Genomic DNA, 3,944 nt, shown 5'->3' on the forward strand with positions numbered 1-3,944 from the left:
CCTCCGGCGGCTGCCTGCGCGTCCTGGCCGTCGGCGACGCGTACCTGTCGCTTCGGTTCCCCGGGCACGCCGGACGTCGGTGCCCCCGCCTGGTCTCCCGTCGCCCGGTCCGCCGGGGTGGTCGGCTGGGCCTTCGCCTCCTCGGCCCCCTTGGCCGGCTCGGCCGGTTCGGTCTGCTTCCCCTTGGCCGCAGCGGGCGGCTCCGTCGGGCCTCCGCCGCCCTCGTTCGGCTGCTGCGGCTGCGGCTCGTCGCTCATGTGCTGCACGGACTCCTGTTTCGCGTCGTACGTTTGTTCCGGTACGACCTCGTACGCTTCTGCGCCCCCTGATGAAGACTCTCGCACCGCGCGTTCCGTTCCCGGATTCCGGCACGCTTCGGTCACGGAAAATGCGTGGCCTGCGGTGTCGTCGGCGCAGTAGGCTCCTGCGCTTCGGTGTCGGGCGGTCCGGGAGGTCGGTTGGCGTGGGCGCGGGACGGTTGTACACGGCCGTCGCGGCGGGGGGTTTCCGAAGGTACGCGACGTACCGGGCGGCCACTGCGGCAGGGGTGTTCACCAACACGGCCTTCGGGATCATTCTCGTCTACACGTACTTGGCGCTGTGGGACGAGAAACCGCACCTCGGAGGCTACGACCAGGCACAGGCCGTCACCTACGTGTGGCTCGGACAGTGCCTGTACGCGACGCTCGCCATCCAGGGCGGGGGTGTCGAAAAAGACCTGATGGAGCGTATCCGCACGGGCGCGATCGCGATCGACCTGTACCGTCCGGCGGACCTGCAACTGTGGTGGCTGGCGACGGACCTGGGCCGTTCGCTCTTCCAGATGCTGGGCCGGGGCGTGATCCCCTTCCTGGTCGGCGCGGTGTTCTTCCCGACGGCGCTGCCGTCGGACGCCGGTACCTGGGCGGCCTTCCTGGTCGCGCTGCTGCTGGCGATGGTCGTCAGCTTCGGCATCCGCTACCTGGCCGCGCTGAGCGTGTTCTGGCTGATGGACGGCATGGGCGTCAACCAGGTCATGATGATCACGGGGGTCTTCTTCTCGGGGATGTCCCTGCCCCTGAACGTGTTCCCGGGCGCGCTCGGCGAGATCGCGCGGGCCCTGCCGTGGGCGGCGCTGATCCAGATGCCGGCCGACGTGCTGATGGGGGAGACCGGCGCGCCGGGGGCGTTCGCCTTCCAGGCCGGGTGGGCGGTGGTGCTGCTGGCGGCGGGCCGGCTGGCGCAGTCGGCGGCGACCCGGCGGGTGGTGGTGCAGGGTGGGTGAGCGTGCCCTGGAGGGGCTGCGGACGTACCGGCTGATCGCCGGGATGTGGGTCCGCTCGACGATGATCTACCGGACCTCCTTCCTCCTCACGGTGGCCGGGAACCTGCTGGTGACCGGCCTGGACTTCGCGACGATCCTGCTGATGTTCAGCCGGGTCGACTCGCTGGGCGGCTGGTCGCTGCCCGAGGTCGCCTTCCTGTACGGCCTGTCGGCGACCGCGTTCGGGGTGGCCGACCTGGTGCTCGGTTCGATGGACGTGCTGGGCTCCCGGATCCGGGACGGTTCCTTCGACACGCTGCTGGTGCGGCCGGCCCCGGTGCTCGCCCAGGTGGGCGCCGACCGCTTCGCGCTGCGCCGGCTGGGCCGGATCACCCAGGGCGCGGTGGTCCTCGGCTGGGCGACGGTGTCGGTGGACGTCCACTGGACGGCGGCGAAGCTGCTCCTGCTGCCGCTGATGCTGGGCAGCGGTGCGGTGATCTTCTGTGCGCTGTTCGTGGCGGGCGCGGCCTTCCAGTTCCTGGCGCAGGACGCGGCCGAGGTGCAGAACGCGTTCACCTACGGCGGTACGACGCTGCTCCAGTACCCGCCGACGGTGTTCGGGAAGGACTTCGTGCGCGGGGTGACGTTCATGCTGCCGCTGGCCTTCGTCAACTGGGTGCCGGCGGCGTACGTCCTGGGGCGGCCGTACCCGCTGCGGCTGCCGGAGTGGACGGTGTGGTCGCCGCCGCTGGTGGCGGCGGTGTGCTGCGCGCTGGCGGGGCTGGCGTGGCGGGCGGGTCTCAGGTCGTACCGGAGTACGGGGAGTTGACGATGTTCATCGAGGTCGACGGGGTCGAGAAGGTCTTCGAGGTCCGCAAGAAGGCCGGTTTCCTGAAGCGGGAGCGCCGGCAGGTACGGGCGGTGGACTCGCTCTCGTTCACGGTGGCGCGGGGCGAGATGGTCGGGTACATCGGGCCGAACGGCGCCGGGAAGTCGACGACGATCAAGATGCTGACGGGCATCCTGACCCCGAGCGCGGGCCGGCTCCGGGTCGCCGGCATCGACCCGTCCCGCGAGCGCACGAAGCTGGCCCATCGCATCGGTGTCGTCTTCGGGCAGCGCACCACCCTGTGGTGGGACCTCCCGCTCGTCGACTCCTATCGGCTGATGCACCGCATGTACCGCATCCCGGAAGCCCGTTACCGGGAGAACCTGGACCGTCTGGTCGAACTCCTGTCCCTGGAGTCCCTGCTGGACGTCCCGGTACGCCAACTCTCCCTCGGCCAGCGGATGCGCGGCGACATCGTGGCCGCGCTCCTGCACGACCCGGACGTCCTCTACCTGGACGAGCCGACGATCGGCCTGGACGTCGTCTCCAAGGCCAGGGTCCGCGACTTCCTGCGGGAGCTGAACGCGGAACGCGGCACCACGGTCCTGCTCACCACCCACGACCTCCAGGACATCGAGCAGTTGTGCTCCCGCGTGATGGTCATCGACCACGGGCGGCTGATGTACGACGGCCCGCTCGCCGGACTGCACGAGGTGGGCGAGAGCGAACGGACCCTGGTGGTCGACCTGGAGCGGGAGCTCCCGCCGATCGAGACGGGCGGCTCGGCGCGGGTGGTGAAGGTGGAGGGGCCGCGGCAGTGGCTGGCGTTCCCCTCCTCGGAGTCGGCGGCGCCGCTGGTGGCGCGGATCGCGGCGGAGTACCCGCTGGTGGACCTGTCCGTCCGGGAGCCGGACATCGAGACGGTGATCGCGACGATCTACGCGGAGCGTACGACCGCGTAGTCCCGGCCGCCGCCAACTCGTAGTCTGCTCCTATGACCGACGAAGCCCCGGAGCTGCGCGCCTCCGACGCCGATCGTGAGCGGGTCGCCGAGATCCTCAGGGACGCCCTCGCGGAGGGGCGGCTCGACATGGCGGAGTTCGAGGAGCGGCTGGAGGCGACGTACCAGGCCCGTACGTACGGTGAGCTGACGCCGCTCACCAGGGATCTGCCGGCGACCGGCGCTCCCGCGGTGTCGCTGACCAAGCCCCCGGCGGACGAGGGGCGTTGGGCCGGCCGGTTCGTGGGCGGCGAGGGCACCTCCACCTGGGCGGTGGCCGTCATGTCCGGCTTCCAGCGCAGGGGCCGCTGGACGGTGCCGAGGCGCTTCAACTGCCTGGCGTTCATGGGCGGCGGCGAGATCGACCTGCGCGAGGCGAACTTCGCGGACCGCGAGGTCGAGATCAACTGCTTCGCGGTGATGGGCGGGGTGAGCGTGATCGTGCCGCCGGGCGTCGAGGTGGTGATGCGGGGCATCGGCATCATGGGCGGCTTCGACCACTACGAGGAGGAGACGCTGCCGGACCCCGGCGCCCCCAGGGTGATCGTGACGGGCCTGGCGTTCTGGGGCGGCGTCGAGGTGCAACACAAGGCGACGAAGGCGGAACGCCGACGCCTGAAGGAAGAACGCCGAGAACAACGAGAGATACACCGCAGACACGACAACCCCTGACCAACACAGCCGCGACTACCGACCGACGCCGGGGCAGCCGACCCAGGGGCGCGGCGCCTACCGGTCGGTGGCGGGGCGGTGGACGTGGGGGTGCGGCGTCTGCCGGTCGGTGGCGGGGCGGTGGACGTGGGGGTGCGGCGTCTGCCGGTCGGTGGCGGGGCGGTGGACGTGGGGGTGCGGCGTCTGCCGGTCGGTGGCGG

4 protein-coding genes and 1 pseudogene are annotated in these 3,944 nt (G+C 71.1%); 4 read left to right on the top strand and 1 reads right to left on the bottom strand.

Features of this window, described 5'->3' with window-relative positions; genetic code table 11:
• Positions 1-257: pseudogene (locus ACZ3KP_RS35015) on the bottom strand (hypothetical protein); the annotation flags it as partial.
• 206 nt (positions 258-463) lie between these two features.
• Between ACZ3KP_RS35015 and ACZ3KP_RS35020 the strand changes: the two are divergent.
• The 4 genes from ACZ3KP_RS35020 to ACZ3KP_RS35035 are packed head-to-tail and all read left to right on the top strand — an operon-like array spanning position 464 to position 3,744.
• Positions 464-1,264 carry an ABC transporter permease gene (locus tag ACZ3KP_RS35020; protein WP_467504518.1) on the top strand — a complete coding sequence of 267 codons (801 nt, stop codon included), beginning with the start codon at positions 464-466 and terminating at the stop codon, positions 1,262-1,264.
• Between the two features lie 43 nt (positions 1,265-1,307).
• Entirely contained in the window at positions 1,308-2,072 is a 765-nt protein-coding gene (locus tag ACZ3KP_RS35025; RefSeq protein ID WP_358983432.1) for an ABC transporter permease, read from the top strand.
• A 2-nt stretch (positions 2,073-2,074) separates the two neighbouring features.
• The gene (locus ACZ3KP_RS35030; RefSeq protein ID WP_467504520.1) at positions 2,075-3,034 is read left to right on the top strand and encodes an ABC transporter ATP-binding protein; all 960 of its coding nucleotides are present in this window, start codon (positions 2,075-2,077) and stop codon (positions 3,032-3,034) included.
• A gap of 32 nt (positions 3,035-3,066) precedes the next feature.
• Positions 3,067-3,744, top strand: coding sequence for a DUF1707 SHOCT-like domain-containing protein (locus ACZ3KP_RS35035; protein ID WP_467504522.1), 678 nt, complete (start codon positions 3,067-3,069; stop codon positions 3,742-3,744).
• Positions 3,745-3,944 lie beyond the last annotated feature (200 nt).

The sequence above is a fragment of the Streptomyces sp. NPDC020958 genome, assembly GCF_055562175.1.